Annotated in this window: 18 protein-coding genes; 9 read left to right on the top strand and 9 right to left on the bottom strand. The window is 67.3% G+C overall.

All coding sequences use genetic code 11. The features are described from left to right. Positions 1–99 precede the first annotated feature (99 nt). Genes AC5P76_RS01105 through AC5P76_RS01095 form a run of 3 tightly spaced genes read left to right on the top strand, consistent with a single transcriptional unit; the run spans position 100 to position 3,503 of the window. Positions 100–894, top strand: a complete 795-nt coding sequence (locus AC5P76_RS01105; protein WP_053517058.1) for a thiazole synthase — start codon at positions 100–102, stop codon at positions 892–894. Continuing rightward, positions 894–1,628 (top strand): tRNA (guanosine(46)-N7)-methyltransferase TrmB, encoded by a 735-nt coding sequence (gene trmB, locus AC5P76_RS01100; protein ID WP_053517060.1) that lies wholly within the window; start codon positions 894–896, stop codon positions 1,626–1,628. Before AC5P76_RS01105 ends, trmB begins: the two co-directional genes overlap by 1 nt. A gap of 27 nt (positions 1,629–1,655) precedes the next feature. Further along, on the top strand, positions 1,656–3,503 hold the full coding sequence (locus AC5P76_RS01095; protein WP_053517063.1) for an SLC13 family permease: 1,848 nt from the start codon (positions 1,656–1,658) through the stop codon (positions 3,501–3,503). Between the two features lie 293 nt (positions 3,504–3,796). On the opposite strand, the gene AC5P76_RS01090 is transcribed toward AC5P76_RS01095, so the two are convergent. Continuing rightward, a complete protein-coding gene (locus AC5P76_RS01090; RefSeq protein ID WP_253120045.1) occupies positions 3,797–4,132 on the bottom strand; it encodes a Rieske (2Fe-2S) protein in 336 nt (111 codons plus the stop codon). Positions 4,133–4,312: 180 nt separating this feature from the next. On the opposite strand from AC5P76_RS01090, the gene AC5P76_RS01085 reads away from it, so the two are divergent. The 4 genes from AC5P76_RS01085 (at position 4,313) to AC5P76_RS01070 (ending at position 7,446) form a co-directional block, all read left to right on the top strand. Further along, positions 4,313–4,594 (top strand): hypothetical protein, encoded by a 282-nt coding sequence (locus tag AC5P76_RS01085; RefSeq protein ID WP_128988456.1) that lies wholly within the window; start codon positions 4,313–4,315, stop codon positions 4,592–4,594. A 78-nt stretch (positions 4,595–4,672) separates the two neighbouring features. Continuing rightward, positions 4,673–5,389, top strand: coding sequence for a fumarylacetoacetate hydrolase family protein (locus tag AC5P76_RS01080; RefSeq protein ID WP_065181655.1), 717 nt, complete (start codon positions 4,673–4,675; stop codon positions 5,387–5,389). Between the two features lie 52 nt (positions 5,390–5,441). Then, entirely contained in the window at positions 5,442–5,846 is a 405-nt protein-coding gene (gene mscL, locus AC5P76_RS01075; protein ID WP_053517072.1) for a large-conductance mechanosensitive channel protein MscL, read from the top strand. Positions 5,847–6,024: 178 nt separating this feature from the next. Further along, positions 6,025–7,446: a M28 family peptidase gene (locus AC5P76_RS01070; protein WP_053517073.1), complete on the top strand. Its 1,422-nt coding sequence runs from the start codon at positions 6,025–6,027 to the stop codon at positions 7,444–7,446. A gap of 137 nt (positions 7,447–7,583) precedes the next feature. Here AC5P76_RS01070 and AC5P76_RS01065 read toward each other — a convergent pair whose 3' ends face one another. The 8 genes from AC5P76_RS01065 to AC5P76_RS01030 form a co-directional block, all read right to left on the bottom strand. After that, the gene (locus tag AC5P76_RS01065) at positions 7,584–9,035 is read right to left on the bottom strand and encodes an alanine/glycine:cation symporter family protein (protein ID WP_253120043.1); all 1,452 of its coding nucleotides are present in this window, start codon (positions 9,033–9,035) and stop codon (positions 7,584–7,586) included. A gap of 9 nt (positions 9,036–9,044) precedes the next feature. Next, on the bottom strand, positions 9,045–10,034 hold the full coding sequence (locus AC5P76_RS01060; RefSeq protein ID WP_253120041.1) for a hypothetical protein: 990 nt from the start codon (positions 10,032–10,034) through the stop codon (positions 9,045–9,047). Between the two features lie 246 nt (positions 10,035–10,280). Further along, entirely contained in the window at positions 10,281–11,117 is an 837-nt protein-coding gene (locus AC5P76_RS01055) for a TrmH family RNA methyltransferase (protein ID WP_111186759.1), read from the bottom strand. After that, positions 11,118–12,626 (bottom strand): alanine/glycine:cation symporter family protein, encoded by a 1,509-nt coding sequence (locus AC5P76_RS01050; RefSeq protein WP_065175761.1) that lies wholly within the window; start codon positions 12,624–12,626, stop codon positions 11,118–11,120. A 168-nt stretch (positions 12,627–12,794) separates the two neighbouring features. Continuing rightward, entirely contained in the window at positions 12,795–13,379 is a 585-nt protein-coding gene (locus tag AC5P76_RS01045; protein WP_128988465.1) for a GNAT family N-acetyltransferase, read from the bottom strand. After that, entirely contained in the window at positions 13,372–16,497 is a 3,126-nt protein-coding gene (locus tag AC5P76_RS01040) for an efflux RND transporter permease subunit (protein ID WP_065181659.1), read from the bottom strand. The genes AC5P76_RS01045 and AC5P76_RS01040 overlap by 8 nt, the downstream gene beginning before the upstream one ends. Continuing rightward, positions 16,494–17,600 (bottom strand): efflux RND transporter periplasmic adaptor subunit, encoded by a 1,107-nt coding sequence (locus AC5P76_RS01035; RefSeq protein WP_065181660.1) that lies wholly within the window; start codon positions 17,598–17,600, stop codon positions 16,494–16,496. Before AC5P76_RS01035 ends, AC5P76_RS01040 begins: the two co-directional genes overlap by 4 nt. 351 nt (positions 17,601–17,951) lie before the next feature. After that, complete coding sequence (locus AC5P76_RS01030; protein ID WP_053517088.1) at positions 17,952–18,935, bottom strand: LysR family transcriptional regulator; 984 nt, start codon at positions 18,933–18,935, stop codon at positions 17,952–17,954. Between the two features lie 206 nt (positions 18,936–19,141). Between AC5P76_RS01030 and cysK the strand changes: the two genes are divergently transcribed. Both cysK and AC5P76_RS01020 read left to right on the top strand, forming a co-directional pair. Then, positions 19,142–20,101, top strand: coding sequence for a cysteine synthase A (gene cysK, locus AC5P76_RS01025; RefSeq protein WP_253118336.1), 960 nt, complete (start codon positions 19,142–19,144; stop codon positions 20,099–20,101). Between the two features lie 273 nt (positions 20,102–20,374). Continuing rightward, complete coding sequence (locus AC5P76_RS01020; protein WP_053517092.1) at positions 20,375–20,974, top strand: O-acetyl-ADP-ribose deacetylase; 600 nt, start codon at positions 20,375–20,377, stop codon at positions 20,972–20,974. Positions 20,975–20,983: the final 9 nt, after the last annotated feature.

The raw sequence follows: 20,983 nt of genomic DNA, 5'->3' as shown, positions 1-20,983 counted from the left end.
CGCGCTCGCCGGGCATGGCCCGGTGCTGCCCCTGCACCTGCCTCCCGGCGGCATCGAAGTGACGACCCCATCTTCAGGCGGATAAGCGATAATCGCGCCATGAACGTTCATGTCTCCCCCGATTCGCTGGTGATCGCCGGCAAGACCTACGGCTCGCGGCTGCTCACCGGCACCGGCAAGTTCAAGGATCTGGAAGAAACCCGCCTGGCCACCGAGGCCGCTGGCGCCCAGATCGTCACCGTGGCCATCCGCCGCACCAACATCGGGCAGAACCCCGGCGAGCCGAACCTGCTGGACGTGCTGCCGCCGGAGCGCTTCACCATCCTGCCCAACACCGCCGGCTGCTACACCGCCGAAGACGCGGTGCGCACGTGCCGCCTGGCCCGTGAACTGCTGGACGGCCACAACCTGACCAAGCTGGAAGTGCTGGGCGACCAGAAGACCCTGTACCCGGACGTGATGCAGACCCTCAAGGCCGCCGAACAGCTGGTCAAGGATGGCTTCGAGGTCATGGTCTACACCTCCGACGACCCGATCCTGGCCAAGCGCCTGGAAGAGATCGGCTGCGCTGCGGTGATGCCGCTGGCCGCGCCGATCGGTTCGGGCCTGGGCATCCAGAACAAGTACAACCTGCTGCAGATCATCGAGGACGCCCGGGTGCCGATCATCGTCGATGCCGGCGTCGGTACGGCATCGGACGCGGCGATCGCGATGGAGCTGGGCTGCGATGGCGTGCTCATGAACACGGCCATTGCCGGCGCGCGCAGCCCGGTGCTGATGGCCAGTGCGATGCGCAAGGCGGTCGAGGCCGGACGTGAAGCGTTCCTGGCCGGGCGCATCCCGCGCAAGCGCTACGCCAGCGCGTCGTCGCCGGTGGATGGGTTGATCGGCTGATGACCAATCCTTTCGACAGCGCTGGGTCCAAGGCCCCGCCCAAGCCGTTCACCGTCAGCGAGGGGCGCCGCGAGGTGCGCAGTTTCGTGCTGCGCCAGGGCCGCTTCACGCCTGCCCAGCAGCGCGCGTTCGACGAACGCTGGCCGCGCTTCGGCCTGGATTACAGCGGCCAGCCGCGCGACCTGGACGCCACCTTCGGTCGCCCGGCGCACAAGGTGCTGGAGATCGGCTTCGGCAACGGCGCTGCACTGCGCTTTGCTGCCCAGCATGACCCGTCGCGCGACTACATCGGCATCGAAGTGCACGCGCCCGGTGTCGGCCGCCTTCTGAACGCCCTGGCCGACGACAACGCCGACCACGTGCGCCTGTACCACCATGACGCGGTGGAAGTACTGCAGAACGAGATCGCCGATGGCGCGCTCGATGAAGTGCGCATCTACTTCCCGGACCCGTGGCACAAGAAGCGCCACAACAAGCGCCGCCTGCTGCAGCCGGCCTTCGCAGAGCTGCTGGTGCGCAAGCTGCGTGCGGGCGGCCGCCTGCACTGCGCCACCGACTGGGAAGACTACGCCGAACAGATGTGGGACGTGCTCGATGCGACCGCCGGCCTGGTCAACCGGGCCGGTCCGCGGGGCAGCGTGCCGCGCCCGGAATGGCGGCCGCAGACCCACTTCGAGACCCGCGGCCAGAAGCTCGGCCATGGCGTCTGGGACCTGTTGTACGACCGCACCTGACGATCGCCCGAGGACGCCGCGCCCCACATGGATACCGCGCTGACGCTGACCAACGACATGAAGCTCGTACTCGGGCTGGTCGGCTTCACGATGGCGATGTTCCTGTTCGAGCGGATCCGCGCCGACGTCGTCGCGCTGGTGGTGCTGGTGGTACTGGGTGTGACCGGCCTGATCGCCCCGGAGGAAATCTTCGGCGGCTTCTCCGGCAACGCGGTGATGAGCATCATCGCCACCACCATCCTCGGTGCGGGCCTTGACCGCACCGGCGCACTGAACCGGCTCGCGGCCTGGCTGCTGCGACGCGGACATGGCATCGAGCAGCGCCTGCTGATGATGACCACGGCCATCGCCGGCCTGAACTCGTCCTTCATGCAGAACCCGTCGGTGATGGCGCTGTACCTGCCGGTCGCCTCGCGGTTGGCGGCACGCACCGGGCTGACCATGCAGCGGCTGCTGCTGCCGATCTCGGCGGCGATCGTGATGGGCGGTGCGCTGACCATGGTCGGCAACTCGCCGCTGATCCTGCTGAACGACCTGCTGGCCTCGGCCAACAACAACCTGCCCTCCGGCCTGGCCAGCATCGAGCCGCTGCGCATGTTCGCGCCGCTGCCGATCGGCGTGGCGCTGCTGATCGCCTCGCTGCTGTACTTCCGCTATTACGGCGACCGCAAGCTGATCGAGGAAGAGACCCTGGTCAACGATGGGGTCACCCCGGCCCGTACCGAGAGCTACTTCGCCAAGACCTACGGCATCGAAGGCGATGTGTTCGAACTGGTGGTCACCGCCGAAAGCCCGCTGGTCGGCATGACCCTGGGCGAGGCCGAGAGCCTGCATGACGCGCCGCTGCTGCTGGCGCTGAAGACCGGCAACGATACGCGGCTGGCGCCACCGGCGGAAATGCGCATCTGGGTGGGCAGTGTGCTGGGCGCGATGGGTCCGCGCGAGCAGATCGGCGATTTCGCCCAGAACCAGTTCCTGCGCATGTCCTCGCGGCTGAAGCACCTGGGCGACCTGTTCAATCCCAGCCGCGCGGGCATTTCCGAGGCGGTGGTGCCGCCGACCTCGAACGTGATCGGCAAGAGTGCGGCCGACCTGCGCCTGCGCAAGGAGCGCGGCATCAGCCTGCTGGCGATCAACCGCGACAAACAGGTGATCCGCGAGGACGTGCGCGACGTGCAGCTGCGCGCTGGCGACATGCTGGTCTTCCACAGCATCTGGACCGACCTGGCGCAGGCCGCCAAGAGCCGTGACTTCGTGGTGGTCACCGACTACCCGACCGGCGAACAGCGCCCGCACAAGTTCAAGATCGCCATGGCGATCTTCGCGCTGACGATCCTGATCGCGCTGACCAGCAAGCTGCCGGTGGCGCTGACCCTGATGACCGGCGTGGCCGGCATGCTGCTGACGGGCGTGCTGCGGATGGACGAGGCCTATGCCTCGATCAACTGGAAAACCGTGTTCATGATGGCCGGACTGATCCCGCTCGGCTGGGCGATGGACTCCAGCGGCGCGGCGGCCTGGGTCGCCGGCCATACCATCGACAAGCTCCCCACCGGCATACCGGTGTGGGTGCTGGAGCTGGCCCTGGCGCTGCTGACAACGGTGTTCTCGCTGGTGATCAGCCATGTCGGCGCAACCATCGTGATGGTGCCCATCGCGGTGAATCTGGCGCTGGCGGCGGGTGGCAACCCCACCGCGTTCGCACTGATCGTGGCGCTGTCGGCCTCCAACAATCTGATGACGGCGTCCAATCCGGTCATCTCGATGATCACCGGCCCGGCCAACTACACCCCGCGCGAGATGTGGCGGGTCGGCGGACCGTTGTCGCTGATCTACACCTGTGTGGTGGTGCTGATGATCAACCTGATGTTCTGAGGGTCGGGTTCATCGGCAGGGCTGCGCCCTGCACCCCAGTAGTGCCGGCCGCTGGCCGGCAACCTCAACGGCAAAAGCGTGCATTTCGTGGGAAGGCGGGGTGGGTCCGACAGATTTCTGCGATCTGCCAGAACAGCGTCGTGCACCGCTTTGGTAGGTGTCGACCTTGGTCGACACGGTAGATCCACGCCATGCGTGGATGCCTTTGCAGAGTCGAGCCATGCTCGACTGCTCCTGGCTTGATGGGTCAGAGCCGTTCTCCTACGGAAAACGGAGCCGCCCCCCAGCCGGCCTCAGGCCAGGTAGACCTGCCCATCACGCACGTCCACCGTCACCGCGCGCAGGCGGTCGCCCTTGCAGGGGCCGGCGATGCAGTCACCGCTGTCCAACGCGAACGAGGCGCCGTGGGCGGCGCAGACCAGATGCCCCTCGCGGCTCTTCAGGAACTGCCCCGGCGCCCAGTCCAGGCGACGGCCGGCATGCGGGCAGATGTTCAGGAAGGCGCGCACCTGTGCGCCGTCGCGATACAGCAGCAACGACTCGGCATCGCCCTCGACCACTGCTTCGACCTCGGCAAACGCACCATCGGCAATGGCATCAAGGGCGATCAGGGCAACAGCGGCAGTCATGGCGAAGGCTCGGACAGTAAAGACGCATTGTCGCACGCCTGCTCAGGTGACTGGCTGCAGGATGAACACAAGTCATTGATTCGTAATAAGCACAGGCTATATTTAACGAGTTTTTCACTCAATGACAGTGCGGGCTCCCGATACTCTGGTTTCGCTGATTTCCCAGCCTATCGAGCCGCCATGTTCAATCGCGATTCCGCCTTCAACCAGTTCCGCACCCTGTTCGCGCCGCGCAAGCCGCGTCACCCGCTGGTGCGCGTTGCCGTGGGCCTGCTCGGCCTGGCGATCCTGGCCGCGATGGTGTTCATCGGCGTGTTCGTCGGTGCGGCGATGATCCTGGTCGGCCTGGCGTGGAAGCTGCTGGCCTCGCGCAAGGCGGGTGCAGCCCGACCGGCCGACCCGACCGTGGTCGAGGGCGAGTACCGGGTGGTGCGCAAGCCGGTGCTGCCGGCCTCGCGCTGAGCCCTGCCGGCCGGCGTGCCCGCTGACGGCGGGCGCCATGCGTTCTAGACTGCGGGCATTCCCTTCCTGGATGCCCGCATGTCCGATGTTTCCGATGTGATCCCTGCACCTGCCACGCCGCGTGTTCCGGTGGTGGGCGGTGGCAGCTTCCCCGTGCACCGCGTCTACTGCGTGGGTCGCAACTTTGCCGACCATGCGCGCGAAATGGGAGCCGCGGTGCCGGCGGCCGACGACCGCGGCCGGCCGATGTTCTTCAGCAAGCCTGCCGATGCGCTGGTGGTCGGCCATGACGATGCCATCCCCTATCCGCCCGCGACGGCCAACCTGCATCACGAAGTGGAGCTGGTGGTGGCCATCGGCCGTGATGCCCCGGCCGGCGAGCTTCCCGTGGCCGATGCCGAAGCGCTGGTGTACGGCTATGCCGTCGGCCTGGACCTGACCCGCCGCGATCTGCAGGCGGCCGCCAAGGAGAAGGGCCATCCCTGGGACGCCGCCAAGGGCTTCGATGCCTCTGCACCGATCAGCGAAATCGTGCATGCCGGCGAAGTGGGCGATCTGGCGGCGCTGAACCTGTCGCTGGAAGTCAACGGCGAAGTGCGCCAGCAGGCCCTGCTGGACCAGATGATCTGGAACGTGCCGGAAATCCTGCACGAGTTGTCCAAGCTGTGGCAGCTGCGCGCCGGTGACCTGGTGTTCATGGGCACGCCGTCCGGAGTGGCCGCACTGAAGCCGGGCGACCGTTTCAGCGCGCGCCTGGAAAACGTGGCCGAGCGCCACGGCGTGATCGCCGGCTGACACCACCTGCGCTACTCTGCGCGCTGTCCACATCCCCCACAGGAGAAAACACATGGGAGTGCTCACCGAATTCAAGGAATTCGCGATGCGCGGCAACGTCATCGACCTCGCCGTCGGCGTGGTGATCGGCGCCGCCTTCGGCAAGATCGTCACTGCACTGGTCGAGAAGATCATCATGCCGCCGCTGGGCCTGCTGATCGGCAAGGTGGACTTCTCGCAGCTGGCGTGGACGCTGTCGCCGGCACGCATCGGGCCGGACGGCAAGGAGATTCCGGCGGTGGTGATCGGCTACGGTGATTTCATCAACACCCTGATCCAGTTCGTGATCGTGGCGTTCGCCATTTTCCTGGTGATCAAGGTCATCAACCGTCTGTCGCGCAAGAAGGAAGCCGCTCCCGCCGCCCCGGCCGAGGAAGTGGTGCTGCTGCGCGAGATCCGCGACAGCCTGAAGAAATAAGGCGTAGCGCCGGGCCGTACCCGGCGAGGCCGCCGCATGTGAAAGTCCCGCTCCGGCGGGGCTTTCGCTTTGCCGGACGTGGCGGAAAACAGCGTTCGCTCCGGACATGACCTCCCGCCCATGCGCGCGTCTGAACGACTGTTAAGCTCCAAGGCTTGGTCCCTTCCCGGAGTTGTCCATGCGTCGCCGCGTCCTTGCCATCGCATCCTCCCTTGCCCTGCTGGCCGCCCCGGCCTTCGCGGCACCGCGCGCCACTACCCTGCCCCCGGCGTCGCTGGCCACGGCCGCGCAGCTGCGCGATCAGGCCCTGGCCGATGACACCGGCTGGAAGGTGGTCGAGTCGCTGACCACCGAAATCGGTCCACGCATCGCCGGCAGCGAAGCCGACGCGCGTGCGGTCGCCTGGGCCGAAGCCAAGTTCAAGGCCCTGGGTTTCGACAAGGTCTGGAAAGAACCGGTGACCTTCCCGAAGTGGGAGCGCCGCAGCGAACACGCCGCCGTGACCGGCAGGAACCCGCAGCCGCTGCAGATCACCGCACTGGGTGGCAGCCCGGGCGGTACCGTTGAAGCAGAGGTCGTGCGCTTCGCCGACCTGGCCGCGCTGCAGGCTGCGCCCGCCGGTTCATTGAAGGGCAAGATCGCCTTCGTCGATTACCAGATGCTGCCGTTCCGCGATGGCCGCGACTACGGCCGTGGTGGCGCGATCCGCAGCAAGGGACCTTCCGAGGCGATCCGCAAGGGCGCCGTCGGTTTCCTGATGCGCTCGGCCGGCACCGATTCGCACCGCGTGCCGCACACCGGCATCACCCGATTCGATGACGGCCTGACCCCGGTACCGTCCGCGGCCCTGTCGGTGCCCGATGCCGACCAGCTGGCACGTCTGCTGGCACGTGGCAGCACTACGGTGAAAGTCGCGCTGGACTGCGGCTGGGACGGTACGGCGACCTCCTACAACGTGATCGGCGAGATCACTGGCCGCACCCTGCCCAAGGAAGTCGTGGTGATCGGTGGCCATCTGGATTCGTGGGATCTGGGCACCGGTGCCGTCGATGACGGCGCAGGTGTCGGCATCACCATGGCCGCGGGGCATCTGATCGGCCAGCTCAAGCAGGCCCCCAAGCGCACGATCCGGGTGATCGCGTTCGCCAACGAAGAGCAGGGGCTGTACGGCGGCAAGGCTTACGCCGAAGCACATGCAAAGGACGTGGCGCTGCACCAGCTGGCTGCCGAGAGCGATTTCGGTGCCGGCCGCATCTATGCGTTCAATACCGGCTCGCCAAACCCGGAAGGCTCGCGCGAAGCGACCCGGCAGATCGCCGAGGTGATGAAGCCGCTGGGCATCGAGTACGCAGCCGACAAGGGCGGCCCGGGGCCGGATATCGGCCCGCTGGCGGCCAAGGGTGGCGCCTGGGCGTGGCTGGCACAGGATGGTTCGGACTACTTCCACCTGCACCACACCGCCGACGACACGCTGGACAAGATCGACCCCAAGGCGCTGGCGCAGAATGTGGCGGCATACACCGTATTTGCCTATCTGGCCGCAGAGGCCGACGGCAACTTCGGCAGTGAAGCCAAAGCGACGACACCGCCGAACGAGTGATGCGGCAGCGCCGGGCCATGCCCGGCGAGCGCAGCGGGAAAGGAGGTGCGGACCAAGGTCCGCACCCACCAGCAAGGATCGCATCCACCAGAGGGGATCGCGCCCACCAGGCTGGGTCACCCCATCTGCCTGGACAATTACCGTTCCCACGCGCAGGTGTTGCGAACACCAAGCCGGTGCGGATCGAAGAGGGGATCCGTCCCCAAGCGACGGTGGTGTTCGTAATCGCGCAGCGCGGCCAGCGCCGGCTTCTGCAGCAGCAGGATGGCGAAGATGTTCAACCAGCTCATCAGGCCCACGCCGATATCCCCCAGCGACCAGGCGACCGTGGCACTGTTCAGCGCCGAGTAGCCGGTGGCCAGCAGGAACAGCAGCTGGAACCCGCCTATCACCCACGGCATCGGGCGGTCCCGGCACAGGTAACTGATGTTGGTCTCGGCCATGTAGTACAGCGCCAGGATGGTGGTGAACGCAAAGGGCAGGATGGCCAACGCCACGAATGAACGGCCGAAGCCCGGCAATGCCGATTCCACCGCGTGCTGCACGAAACGCGGTCCGGCCTCGACGCCCGGCAGATTGCCCAGCAGCAGGCGCGCATCATCCGGAATGCCGTTCACCGCCGGGTCGTAGACGTTGTACAGGCCGGTCGAAAGAATAAGGAAGGCGGTCGCACTGCACACCACCATCGTGTCGATGTAGACCGAGAACGACTGCACCAGGCCCTGCTTGACCGGATGGGAGACCTCCGCTGCGGCCGCCGGGTGCGCACCACTGCCCATGCCGGCTTCGTTGGACAGCACGCCGCGGCGCACGCCCCACTGGATCGCCGTGCCGATCATGGCGCCGAACGCTGCATCCATGCCGAAGGCACTGCGCAGCACCAGCGCTGCGACCTCCGGCACTTTGTCCGCGTTGAGCACCATTACCATCGCGGCCACCAGCAGATAGGCGATGGCCATCAGCGGTACCAGCCACTGGGCGACACCGGCGATGCGGCGTACACCGCCGACAAGGATGGCACCCAGTGCAACCAGCAGTGCGCCGGTGGTGAACACGACCGGTACGTCCCAGGCTTCATTCACCGCGCTGGTGATCGCATTGGACTGCGTACCCGCCAGCATCGCGCCGGCCAGCACGGCGACCAGTGCAAACAGCACCGCATACCAGCGCTGGCCCAGTCCCTTCTCGATGTAGTAGGCCGGGCCACCCCGATACTGGCCACCGGCATCGCGATCCTTGTAGATCTGCGCCAGCGTCGATTCGATGAAGGCGCTGGACGCACCCAGGAAAGCGACAACCCACATCCACAGGATCGCACCGGGACCACCGAAGGCGATGGCCATCGCCACACCGGCGATATTGCCAACGCCCACCCGGCTGGACAGCGACAGGGACAACGCCTGGAACGGGGAGACCCCTGCATCGGACCGCTCATGGCGGAACACCAGGCGCAGCATGTCAGGCAGCGCGCGGAGCTGGATGAAGCGGGTGCGCACGCTGAAGTACAGGCCGGCGAGCAGGCACAGCACCACCAGGTAAGGGCTCCACACCACGCCGAGAAGGGCATTGACGATCGATTCGACGTTCATCGCGCCCCCTCAGAAGGACATGCCCAGGGCGACCTGGGGGCTGATGAGGCGGGCGGCATTGCGGCCGGCCACCGTGACCTCCACGCCGGCGATCAGGCCAAGCGAGGGACTGAAGTGGTACTGCAACGCAGGGGCGAAAGTCAGCGTACGGCTGGCCGGGCACCATTCGTCGACGCGCGCGATGGCGCCGTCCGCGCCGGGAGCGAAGCCGCTGAGGCGTTGCCGGGTCTCGCGGCTGGCCGCCACTTCCATCACCGCCACCCAGCGGGGGTTGACGCTGTATTCGGCGCCGATCGACAGGCCCAGTACCGAACCGCGCGCGATGTGGCCCTGGAAGCCCGCGGCGGTACCGTACACGCTGGCACCGGTGAGGGCCGTGCGGGAAGGCGCCGGACCCGCACTGAGCTGGGCACGCCAGCGCAGTGGCCGCTCGTTGCCCAGCCACACCACCTGCTGCACGCCCAGCGCGGCAACGGTACGCTGCACGCCGTCACCCTGCGCGTCGAGCGGATTGCCGGTGATGCGGTCATGGCTGCCCGTGCTGAAGCGCTGCACGAGCGCTACTGAAACCGCGGGCCGGGTGCCATCCGCATTGGCCGCCTGCAGCAGATACTGCAGGCGCGCAGTGGTGTCACCCGCGCGGAAACCCCGGCTGTGGGCGGCACCGGATTCGGCGCGCGACGCGCTCAGGTTGACCTGGCCGGTGATCCGCTCACCCAATCCATAGGCGATGGGCACCACCACCGTCCAGCCGCCACTGCGTTCACCGCTGCGCTGGCGCTGGCCACGGTCATCGAAGTGATCGCGGCTGTCGACACGTACCAGATAGGGTTCGATGTAGCCGTGCCCCTTCGGCATGCCGGCCGGATTCGGGGTGATCAGCGGACCCGTGAAATTGACGCCTTCCAGACTGCGTGCGCCGGCATACACATCGACCGACGCAAGCAGGCTTGACAGCGAGAGGAGCGCGCCGAGGGCGCAACGATGACGACCATGCATGTGGACCACCTTGCCTGACAGGAATGGAACTCCAACCTGCGTCGAGCAAGAGGGCGCAACAATGAGGCAAGTTTCAAAAGCATGCTTGATCGGAAAAATCAGGCTGTACGCAACGCGAGACGACGTTATCCGCCTTAAGCCGCCTTGACGCTGCACGACGTCCGCGGTGGTCCCGCCGGCACATCGCGCAAAAGAAACCCGGCCACGGGGGCCGGGTCCTGGCAGCCGATGGCGGCGACCTGTCCGTCAGCCGTCGCGACGGCTCGCCCACTGCGCCAGCAGCACTGCGGTGGCCGAGGCCACATTGAGGCTCTCCACCGCGCCACTGCCGGGAATGGAGACCTGCAGGTCACATTCACCGGCCAGGTCGCGGTCCATCCCCTCGCCTTCGGCGCCCATGACGTAGACCAGACGCGCCGGCAGCGACGTGCGGAATACATCGTCACCGCCATCGACGAGTGTGGCCGCCAGACCGAAGCCGGCATCGCGCAGCTGGGCCATCGCCTGCGGGGTCGCAGGCAGCTGCACCAGCGGCACGGCTTCGGCACCGCCTTCGGCCACGCGGGCAGCCGCACCGGACAGCGCCAGCGTGCTGTCGGCCGGCAACAGCAGCGCCTTCGCGCCGAAGTGCGCCGCCGAACGCAGGATCGCGCCGAGGTTGTGCGGATTGCCTACGCCATCCAGCCACAGCGCCAGTGACGGGCCTTCGCCGATCTGCTGCAGCCACTGCGCCAGCGGCACGGTCGGCGCACGCAGCACGTCGGCCACCACGCCTTCGTGGTGGGTGGTGCCGGCCAGCTTGTTCAGATCGCCTTCCTCGACCACGCGGTAACCCACGCGGTTGGCCACGCACCACTTCAACAGCGGCTGCAGGCGCGGAATCCGGGCCTCCAGCAGATACAGCTTGCGCAGTGCCTGCGGCCGCGCTGCGAACGCGGCCAGCACGGCATTCAGGCCGTACAGGCGCAGCTCATCGCTGCCTCCGCGTCCACCGCCGCCCGTTGCCGGCAGGTCCGTGCGCGGCAACGGTGTGGCGCGCGGCGGACGAGCGGACGGGCGGCGGTTGTTCCAGGGGTTGTTCACTTACACGTTCTCCTGCTTGCGCTGGCGCCAGAAATCGGCGTTCCGGATGCCCAGTGCATCGGGATCGAACGTCGGATCCAGGCCCAGCTTCTTCTGTCGTTCGTAATCGCGCAGCGCCAGCATGGCGGGCTTCTGGATGATGAAGATGGCGATGATGTTCAGCCAGGCCATCAGGCCCACGCCGATGTCACCCAGGCCCCAGGCCAGGGTCGCGTTGTGGAACGCACCGAACACCACCATGGCGATGATGCCCAGGCGCAGACACAACACGGTCAGCGGACGGTGCTTGTTGTGGTTCACATAGCTGAGATTGGTCTCGGCCATGTAGTAGTACGCCATGATGGTGGTGAAGGCGAAGAAGAAGATCGCCAGCGAGACGAACGACGCGCCCCAGCCCGGCAGCACGGCTTCAACGCCGGCCTGCGCATAGCCCGCCCCTTCCGGAATGCCGGCCAGGCCCTGGAACACCGGAGCCGCGCCTTCCACCGGCGAGTACACGTTGTAGGTACCGCTGGCCAGGATCAGGAACGCGGTGGCGGTACACACCATCATGGTGTCGAAGTAGATCGCGAACGCCTGCACGTAGCCCTGCTTGGCCGGATGCGAGACTTCCGAGGCCGCCGCCGCGTGCGGGCCGGAGCCCTGTCCCGCTTCGTTGGCGTAGATGCCGCGCTTGACGCCCCATTCGATCGCCAGGCCCATCATCGCGCCGAACGCCGCATGGGTGCCGAACGCGCTGTTGAAGATGATGCCGAACATCTCCGGCACCTGGTCGGCATTGAGGATCATGATGACGATGGCCATCAGGATGAAGGCCGCCGCCATGAACGGCACCACGATCTCGGCGAAGGTGGCGATGCGCTTGACGCCGCCGAAGATCACCACGCCCAGCAGCAGCGCGACCACGATGCCGATGCCGAGCTTGAGCGCGGCAACCGATTCCATGCCGAAGGCCTGGCCATCCAGCGGCCCGCACAGCGCACCGCCACGGCAGGCATTGATGATGCTGTCGGCGATGGCATTGGCCTGCACCCCCGGCATCAGGAAGCCGGCGGCGATGATCGTGGCGATGGCGAAGGCCATGGCATACCACTTCAGGCCCATCGCCTTTTCAATGTAGTACGCCGGGCCACCACGGTAGCGGCCTTCGGCATCCTTGGTCTTGTAGATCTGCGCCAGGGTGCATTCCACATACGAGGTGGATGCACCGAGGAAGCCCATCACCCACATCCAGAAGATCGCACCGGGGCCACCGAAGGCGATGGCCGTGGCCACGCCGGCGATGTTGCCGATACCCATGCGCCCGGCCATGGACATGGCCAGGGCCTGGAACGAAGAAACGCCGGCGTCGGACTTTTCGCCCTTGACGGTGAGGCGGCACATTTCCACGAAGCCGCGGATCTGCATGAAACGGGTGCGGACGCTGAAGTAAAGGCCGGCCGCCAGGCACACGAAGATCAGTGCCTTGCTCCAGATGATGCTGTTGACGAAATGTACGGTAGCTTCCACGCGCGCTCTCTCCAGTCGGCGGGGTGAATGGACGTCCCGTCGGCTGGAAGGGACCGGTCGATTCTCCCTGATCGAAGGTCGCTGCGATAGCGCCGGAAGGCATCCGCCGGGCATGGCCCGGCGCTACCGGTTCCGCCGCGGGTAGCGCCGGGCCATGCCCGGCGCCGTTCAGGGCAACTGGGTGCGCACCCGCGCGAACCGGCGCAGGTCATGCAGGGTGCCGCGCTTGTAGATGGCGCAGCGCTCCACGCCCTCTTCGTGGAAACCGTTCTTTTCCAGCACCCGGGCCGACCCCAGATTGAAGTCCACCACGGTGGCCTGAAGCCTGAACAGGCGCAGTTCGTCCATCACCCACGGCGCGAAGACGCCCACCACGCGGGTCATGATGCCCCGCCCCCAGTACGCCCGGCCAAGCCAGTAGCCCAGCTCGGCGGTATGCCCACGCTCGGCCACGCCCGGCTGGGCACCGATGCTGCCGCAGGCCTGGCCGTCGATCTCGATGGCCAGTGCCAGGGTGCCCGGGGTCAACACGCGACCGGCAAGGAACGCCTCACCGTCCTCACGTGTGTAGGGATAGGGGAAGCGATCGCGCAGGCCGCGTGACACCTCGGCATCGTTGGCATGACGCAGCAGCGATTCGAGGTCGCCGCCGCGCCATGGACGCAGCTGGAAACCGTCGCCGCGCAGCACTGGGGTCGGGGCCCTTTCCTGCGGGGAAAGGGATCCGCCCCCGTCGGCGCGACGGTCAGGCATGCCCGCCCACCGAGGGCGACGCTGCTTCCTGCTTTTCCAGCTCGCGCTTCACTGCTTCCGGCGAGCGGGTGTACGGGGCCAGCCGTGCGTAGAACGCCGGCACCACGAACAGCGACAGGAAGGTGGACAGGGTGACGCCGAAGATGATCACGATACCGATCGTGCCACGGCTCGCCGAACCCGGTCCACCGGCCACCACCAGCGGAATCGCGCCGACCACGGTGGCGATGGAGGTCATCAGGATCGGACGCAGGCGCACCATCGATGATTCGATGATGGCCTCGCGCACGCTGCGGCCGTCGTCACGCAGCTGGTTGGCGAACTCGACGATCAGGATGCCGTTCTTCGCCGCCAGGCCGACCAGCATCACGATGCCGATCTGGCTGAACAGGTTCACTGTGCCCCCGCTCAACCACAGGCCGACCAGCGCGCCGAGCACGCCCAGCGGTACCGTCAGCATGATCGTCAGCGGATGGATGAAGCTCTCGAACTGTGCGGCCAGCACCAGGTACACCACCAGCAGGGCCATGGCGAAGGTCAGCAGGACCGCACCGCCGGCGCTCTGGTACTCGCGCGACTCGCCCTTCCAGTTCACCTGCGCGTACTGCGGCAGCTCCTCGCGCGCGACGTTCTGTGCCCAGGCAATGGCCTCGCCCAACGGGTAGCCCGGCGCAAGGCCGGCGCTGATGGTGATCGAGCGCAGGCGGTTGAAGCGGTTCAAGGTGCCTGCCTCGGCAACCTCGCTCAGGGTGACCAGGTTCGACAAGGGCACCAGCTCACCGGAGGTGGCACGCACGCGGATCGCGGCCAGATCGGCCGGCGTGGCGCGTCCGTCGCGGCCCGCCTGGACCAGAACGTCGTACTCTTCGCCGTTGTCGACGAAGGTGGTGACGCGACGCGAGCCCATCATCGTTTCCAGCGCCGAGCCGATTGCGGTGACGGGCACGCCCAGGTCGGCCGCGCGCTGGCGGTCGATGTTCACCCGCATCTGCGGGCGGGTTTCCTTGTAGTCCGAGTCGGGGCCGACCAGGCCGGGATTGTCGGCCATGCGCAGCAGGATGCGGTCGCGCCACTGCGCGATCTCGGCGTACTCCGGGCCTCCCAGCACGATCTGGAAGGGCTGGCCGCCGCTGCGGACCAGGCCACCGCCGACCTGCGTGCGCACGCGCACGCCCTGGATGGTGTCCAGCTCCTTCTGCAGCTCATTGGCGACCTCCGGGGTGCCTTCGCTGCGCTGGCGCCACGGCTGCAGGAAGATGCTCACCCGGCCGGTGTGCATTTCCTCGCTCGCTCCCCAGCCACCGGGCACGCGCGGGTTGGCGCGCACGATCGGCTTGTCTGCTCCCACGTGGGGCGCCAGCATCGCTTCGACCTGCTGCACCTGCTGCACGGTGTAGTCGTAGCCTGCGCCTTCCGGGCCGTCGATCATGATCTGGAACGAACCGCGGTCCTCAGCTGGCGCCAGCTCCGAGGGCAGCACCTTGATCAGCAGCCAGCTGGCAGCCAATGCCGCCGCCATCACCAGTAGGTAGATCCAGGTACGGTCGACGTGGCGCTGCAGGATGCGGCCGTAGGCGCCGGCCAGCCGCTCCAGGTTGCGGTTGACGAAGCCATGCAGGCCCCGCGGCGCCTGCCCGGTATGCGGCTTGAGCAGTTTGGAGGCCATCATCGGTGTCAGCGTCAACGCCACGAACGCGGACAGCGCCACGGCCGCGGCCAGCGCCACCGCCAGCTCGCGGAACAAGCGCCCGGTGTTGCCCTCGAGGAACCCGACCGGCAGGAACACCGCCACCAGCACCGCAGTGGTCGCGATCACCGCGAAGGCCACCTGCGTGGTACCCCGCTTGGACGCCACCAGCGGCGGCTCACCCAGATCGATCCGGCGCTGCACGTTCTCCACCACCACGATCGCATCGTCGACCACCAGGCCGATGCACAGCACCAGCGCCAGCAATGTCAGCAGGTTGATCGAGAAATCGAACGCGTACAGCGCGATGAATGCGGCCACCAGGCACACCGGTACCGTCACGGCCGGAATCAGCGCTGCGCGGAAGCTGCCGAGGAACAGCCAGATCACCGCCAGCACCAGGATCATCGCCTCCACCAATGTGGCATAGACGCGATCGACGGCCGCTTCGATGAAGGTGGTGTTGTCGAAGGCAACGAAGATCTGCGTGCCCTTGGGCAGCGTCAACGCGACCCGCTCGGCTTCGGCGCGCGCGGTGCGCGCGACGTCCAGCGAGTTCGCGGTGGAGGTCTTGACGATGCCCAGGCCGATGCCCGGCTCGCCATTGCTGCGGTAATAGGCGCGGCGCTCGGCCGACGCCAGCTCGATCTTCGCCACGTCGCCCATGCGCACGACGTAACCGTCGCTGCCCTTGCCCAGCGGGATGGTCGCGAAGTCTTCGGGCTTGATGTAATTGCGTTCCACGCGCAGGGTGAAATCGCGGTCGGTGGATTCGATGCGCCCGGCGGGCAGTTCCACGTTCTCGTTGCGCAGCGCGGTTTCCACATCACCGGTGGTCAGTCCACGCGCGGCCAGCTGATCGCGGTCCAGCCAGATGCGCATCGCATAGCGCTGGCGACCACCGATACGGACCTGGGCGACGCCATCGAGGCTGGAAAAGCGGTCGACCACATAGCGGTCGGCGTAGTCGCTCAGCTCCAGCGTATCCATGGTCGAGGAGACCATGTTGAACCAGATGATCGGATCGGCATCGCTCTCGACCTTGGCGATCTCCGGCGGGCGCGCCTCTTCCGGCATGCGGTCGGCAACCCGGCTGACGGCATCGCGCACGTCATTGGCCGCGGCCTCGATATCGCGGTTGGAGGTGAACTCGATGCTGACCTGCGAGCGGCCGTTGGTGCTGCGCGCGTTGATGGTATCGATGCCTTCGATGCCGGCGAGCGCATCTTCCAGCACCTGGGTGATCCGGCTTTCGATGACCGCTGCCGAGGCACCGGTGTAGTCGACCGAGACCGACACGATGGGCGGGTCGATGGCCGGCAGTTCGCGCAGCGTGAGGCGGGTGAAGGACATGATGCCCAGCACCAGCAGCAGCAGGCTCATCACTACGGCGAACACCGGCCGCTGGATGGAAACGTCGGACAGCTTCATCCGCCGTGTTCCTCGGTCGCGACCGGCGCAGGCGCATCGGCAGGCTTGGCACCGCTGGCCGGCGCCGCATCACGGGCGGCCACCTTCAGACCCGGGCGCAGCTTGCCGGTACCGTCGACCACGATGCGCTGACCGGCGGCCAGCCCCTGCTTGATCTCGACCACGCCGGCACGGCGCGCGCCGGTGACCACGTCCACGCGCTCGACGCTGTCGTCCGCGCCGATGCGGTACACGAAACTGTCACGGCCCACCTGCACCACCGCGATCTCCGGGATCACCAGCGCCGGGCGCTCGGGGCGGAACAGGCGCACATCGAGCAGCATGCCCGGGCGCAGCGCATGGTCGGCGTTGGCGAAGTCGGCCCGCACGGTCACCGCGCGGGTGGCCGGGTCGATACGTGCATCGATGGTGGTGACCTCTCCTTCGAACGTGCGCCCCGGCCACGCGACGCTGGTCGCGCTGACCTTGTCGCCCGCCGAAAGCGCGGCCAGTTCCACTTCCGGCACCTGGAAATCGACGTGCATGCGCTCGATGTCGTCCAGGGTGGCAATCACCGTGGTCGGCGTCAGCAGCGTGCCAGGGCTGACCTGGCGGATACCCAGCACACCTGCGAACGGCGCACGCACACGACGGTCGCCGATGTCGGCCTGCATCTGCGCGACACGGGCCTCGGCGGCATCGCGGATCGACTTCTGCGTATCCAGCGTGGCGCTGGACACCAACCGCTGCGTGGCCAGTTCGCGCTGCCGGCGGTACAGCTGGTCGGCCTCGTGGAAGGTGGCCTGCGCCTGCACCAGCGCCGCTTCCTGGGCCTGGCCGCGCAGAGTCACGATCGGCGCACCCGCAGCGATCTGCTGGCCGCTTTCGAAGTGCACCTTCTCCACGATCTCACTGACCTTGGCGGTGACGCTGATCGACTCCCGCGCCTTGGCCGTACCCAGCGCCTGCAGGGTGTCGTTCCATTGCGTGGGCTGCACGATCTGCGCGGTGACCGGCACCGCTTCCCCCTGCCGTCGCGCGGCGGCCTCCTGTTTGCCTGCGCACCCGGCCAGGACGGCCAGGCTGAGGCCAAGGGCCAGGGTCGAAGCGATACGAGCCAACATGAACGGTCCTGATTGATGCACGGCCGCCGAGTGTAGGCATCCCCCCGCGAAGGCGGTATATGCCAAGCGTTTACCGGCGTGGAACCGGCGTCGCGATAGCGGCCTGAACCCGTTCCATGCAAGGGTCTGTGCGGCGGTGTCGGCGTATGTCGGGATGTATCCGGGCGACCGCTGGGCGTGCTGCTGCCGTAGAGTCGGACAGGTCCGGCGGAGGGCGTCGGACCGGGTCGGATCCTGGCGGGGATCCGATCCGGTTGTTCCTCTCCGCGGCCGATCCATCGGGGCCTGGCCGCGTTGTTGCTGTTGCGCCAGTTCTTCGCAGGTGCAGGGCGCAGCCCTGCCCGAGCACCCTCACACCGTGATGGTCTGGGTCAGCGATTCCCAGGTCGGCGGCAGCGGCCACGCGGCCACCTGGTTGCCGTCCAGTACCCGGCGCAGGTCCCGCGGATCGATCTGCGGCGCCAACACATGCACCAGCTCCAGCGCGTAATCGCGCAGCACGCGGTCACGCGGCAGCACCGCCCAGGCGATGCACTCGGCGATCGGAGCGGGTGCCGGCCATGCCTTGAGGTCTTCGTCGAGGGAACTGACCGCCATTTCGGCCAGCAGGCCCACACCCAGGCCGGTACGCACATAGGTCTTGATCAGATCGGCGTCCAGCGCAGTCAGCGCCAGATCCGGAACCAGCCCGTTGGCAGCAAAGGCACGCTGCAGCGACGAGTTGGGGCGCGTGGACGATTCATAGCTGATCAGCGGCTGGCGGGCGAGCGCCGCCAGGTCCGGTGCGCGGCCCGCGCGATCCAGCGGATGGCCCTTGGGCACCACCACCAGCCGCCGCCAGCGGAACAACGGTACGGCGATGCCATCGCCAGGCTCCCCACCGGCCGTACTGATGATGGCGATGTCCGCATCACCCTGGTTCAACCGATCCAGCGCATCGGCTTCGGCGGCCTGCTGCAGGTGCACGCTGACCTGCGGATACGCCTGCTTGATCGCCGCCACCGCCGGCGGCAGCACGAAGCGCGCCTGGGTATGGGTGGTGGTCAGAATCAGCTGACCCTGGCTTTCGCGGCGCTGGTTGGCCGCGTAGGTGCGGATGTTGTTGGCCTCGGCCAGCACGGCGCGCGCGCGGGAGATCACCTCGGTACCGGCCGGGGTAACGGACTCCAGGCTGCGACCCTTGCGTACGAACAACAGGAAGCCCAGCTCGTCCTCCAGCTGCTTGAGCTGCTTGGACAGGCCGGGTTGGGTGGCGTGCACGCGCGAGGCAGCCAGCGTGATGTTCAGCTCGGCGTCGGCGATGGCGACCAGATAGCGCAGCTGGGTCAGCGTCATGGGCGGGCAGGCAGCAGGGGCGGAGGTCCACTCTAGGGTCAATTACCGTCACCAGCTTATAACCAAAGGTTGTTTAAGAAAGGCATCTGGTCATTTCCGGGCGTCATATGCCGGCGCTACGGTCAGCCGGCAGCCGCTGGCGTGAACAGCCAGCCCTCCCTCTTCCGCCCGCCGTCCTGGCGTGGCCCCGCCTCCGGAGCGCTTCCATGGCCCTGTACGACTCCATCCTCGACACCGTCGGCAACACCCCCATCGTCAAGCTGCAGCGCCTGGCGCCGCCGCAGGTCAGCCTCTACGCCAAGGTCGAGTCGTTCAATCCCGGCGGTTCGGTCAAGGACCGCCTGGCGCTGGCGATCATCCTCGACGCCGAGGCCCGTGGCCTGCTCAAGCCGGGTGACACCATCGTCGAAGCCACCTCGGGCAACACCGGCGTGGCGCTGGCGATGGTGGCCGCCGCCCGTGGCTACAAGTTCGTGGCGACCATGGTCGAGACGTTCTCGGTGGAACGCCGCAAGCTGATGCGTGCCTACGGCGCCAAGGTGATCCTGACCCCGGCGGCGGAACGTGGCAGCGGCATGGTGCGCAAGGCGCGCGAACTGGCCGAACAGCATGGCTGGTTCCTCGCCAGCCAGTTCGCCAATCCGGCCAACCCGGCCTACCACCGCAACACGACGGCGGCGGAGATCCTGCGCGACTTCGCCGGCAGGCGCGTGGACTATTTCGTCAGCGGCTGGGGAACCGGCGGAACCCTCACCGGTGTCGGCGAGGTGCTGAAGGTCGCACGGCCGCAGACCCGCATCATCGCCACCGAGCCAGCCGGCGCCGCGCTGCTCAAGGGCGATGACTGGAAGCCGCACAAGATCCAGGGCTGGACGCCGGACTTCGTGCCGGACGTGCTCAACCGCGACGTGGTGGACGAGCTGCTGAGCGTGGACGACGAACGCGCCATCGCCACCGCGCGCCGGCTGGCCGCCGAGGAAGGGATCTTCGTCGGCATCTCCGCCGGCGCCACGGTCGCCAGCGCGCTGGATGTGGCCAGCCGCGCCGAGCCGGGTTCGGTGATCCTGGCGATGCTTCCGGATACCGGCGAGCGCTACTTCTCCACGCCCCTGTTCGCCGACGTGAACGAAGGTTCCGACGACGACTGGCTGGCCGGCCTGCCGTGATGCACAGGGTCGGATCCCTTTCCCGTCCGGGAGAGGGCTCTGACCCTGCCGGCGCACCTCGGAAACATGGGGTCAGAGCCTTTTCCATACGGAAAAGGCTCTGACCCCTTTCTGCTTCAGCCTGCGTGAAGGTGGCGACCGCCATCGTGCGTGAAGACCGTCGGATCGCAGCGCGTGAGACGGTCATGACGCAGCATCGATGGCCTGTCCCCTACGCTGGGTACAGCCGCCGCAGGTACTGCGCGGAACATCCGACAGGCAGGAGACGGACGCATGAAGATCGAAGTGTGGCAGGGCGACATCACGACCCTGGCGGTGGATGCGATCGTCAACGCGGCCAATGAATCGCTGCTGGGCGGCGGCGGAGTGGACGGTGCGATCCACCGTGCCGCCGGCCCCGGCCTGCTGGCCGAATGCCGGCAACTGCCGGAACTGCGCCCAGGCGTGCGCTGCCCGACCGGTGAAGTGCGCGCCACCGGCGCCCATGCATTGCCGGCGCGGCACGTGCTGCACACGGTGGGCCCGGTCTGGCACGACGGCCTGCGCGATGAACCCGCGCTGCTGGCCAACTGCTACTGGAAGTCGCTGCAGCTGGCCGAATCGCTCGGGGTGCAGTCGATCGCGTTCCCGGCCATCAGTTGTGGCGTGTACGGCTATCCGCTGTACCAGGCCGCGCAGATCGCCGTGACGGAAACCCTGGCGTGGCAACGCAGCCATGCACAGCCGATGCGGATCGTGCTGGTTGCTTTCAATACCGCCACGGCCAAGGCGTATCAGCAGGCCCTGGCCAGTGCCGGGCAGAACGCGGACAACGAAGTGCGCGGCACGCTGCTGCCGCCACTGGGCGATACCGGCTTCGCTGCCGCGCATTGAACACGGGGC

The organism is Stenotrophomonas sp. YJH_SMC_36 (assembly GCF_059369935.1).
Note: the sequence above shows the minus strand (reverse complement) of the source record. Positions and strands in the feature narration are given on the sequence as shown.